Below are 1,753 nucleotides of genomic sequence, written 5' to 3'. Positions count from 1 at the left end.
CATCAAAAAGTATCCATAAAGAGATGTTCAATCATTTTATGTATCGCTTAGAACGGAATGATGCACCCCTTCAGTTCTTGTCTCAATATTATATAGAAGGAAAACAACAAAATAAAGTTTTTGCACATTATATAGAGTTTGATAATTCATGGAATAGCATTATTAATTGGAATAATAATACCGAAAAGAACAATCTGATAGAAGCATATTTAAAATATAGCTCTAAAATAACAACAGATATCCAAAAATGGATTAATGCCAATTACAAATTCTTAGTAGAACATTTAGAAGAAATTACTTTAGAAAAAACGCAGACATTAGTTGCAAACAGTTGTTTTACTGATCTTTGTGATGGTTCTGATGATTTACTCAATTATATTGTTAAGCACCGTTGTTTTAAAGTCAACTTAAACAATCTCGTAATAGTTACAAAACATCTTTCCAAAGGATTAGCTATTCCATCTTTTAATAATTTGAATTATACTAGAATTAAAGGGACAAACAATGACTCTTTTATAGGATATGTTGAAGATAATATTTCCACTGTTATATTAGAACTTAAGGATGAAAATAAGGATGAAAGTCCTGAAAGTCTTTTATATATTTTAAATTCTCCTAGTATTACAGAAGATAGCAAAAATAAATACTTAAGTGGTCAAAACTATCATATAGATGGTTTTGTGGAAATACTTGATGAAAATATGTATGATGTGGCTATTGAAACGCGAATAATATTACCAACATGGGAAAATGTTTCATACTACTATACTTACAAAAAATGTCTGTCTGATACATTGAGTGGATATATAAATCATTATGCAAATGAACTATCCCTGATGAAATGTTCTGATTCCATAGAAAATAAGAATCTTCTATATGCATCCCTTTTGGGAGGTACAGAATTAGCTATATCTAATTATAGTTTGCTGACAACGTCATTTGACGGTTTATTTCCACAAATAGCATTGTTAGAACATTTAGAGAAAGAACGCCTAATTATTCTTATTAAAGCAGGAAAAGTCCCATTTAATCAAGAAACAATAACCATCATTAATAAAACACTTTCATTTGCAGACTACATCATATATTATTCTCATGAGTTCGCAAAGAAACTTGATTATAACTATAAATTTAGCAGAAGTAACGCTATAGAAATTTTAAAGTATGGTAACTTCTCTTTGGATGATAAATATAATATTATAGGTATATTACCTTATGATATTTTAAAGGGTTCACAAATATTAGCAAATATAGCCATCGAAGTGTTTAATCATAAACATGAAGTAAACGTTAATGATGAAGTTTTAGTGAATTTAATAGGAGTGTCAAACAATATTGCTTTAAAGGTACAATTAATCACACGTCTTATTAGAAAAGGATATACTAACCATGACAATATTACACATCTTGTCTCTGCTATTGATGAAAATTATATAGATGTTTGTGATAAAGGGAAAAAAGCGAAATTACCGAATAACGAATTGAATCTTCAATTCCTAACAGCTTTAGAAGATATTGGGGCTCAGTTGTAATTCTTGGGGGATTAAATTTAGTCAATTCCCTTCATGCATATACCTTTGCTAGCCTAAAAAGGAAGAAGCTCATATCCACTACTCCTCTAAATGATGCCCTAAATGCTTTGATTTTAGCATTAAATGCTTCCGCTGCTGCATTTGTACTCCTGTTCACAAAGAAGTTCAGAATCCTTTCATAATGATTCTCAATAGAGTTTGCTACTGTTGTGAATGTATCG

1 protein-coding gene and 1 pseudogene are annotated in these 1,753 nt (G+C 29.4%); one reads left to right on the top strand and one right to left on the bottom strand.

Annotated features, from left to right (window positions below; genetic code table 11):
* Window positions 1-1,532, top strand: a pseudogene (locus BSAG_RS23830) (hypothetical protein); the annotation flags it as partial.
* A gap of 31 nt (window positions 1,533-1,563) precedes the next feature.
* On the opposite strand, the gene BSAG_RS23825 reads toward BSAG_RS23830, so the two are convergent.
* Window positions 1,564-1,753: transposase (locus BSAG_RS23825; RefSeq protein WP_008997328.1), on the bottom strand; the 190-nt coding region annotated here is incomplete at its 5' end.

The organism is Bacteroides sp. D1 (genome assembly GCF_000157095.2).
GTDB lineage: Bacteria > Bacteroidota > Bacteroidia > Bacteroidales > Bacteroidaceae > Bacteroides > Bacteroides xylanisolvens.
The sequence above is the reverse complement of the archived record's forward strand: the minus strand, read 5'-3'. Positions and strand labels throughout refer to the sequence as shown.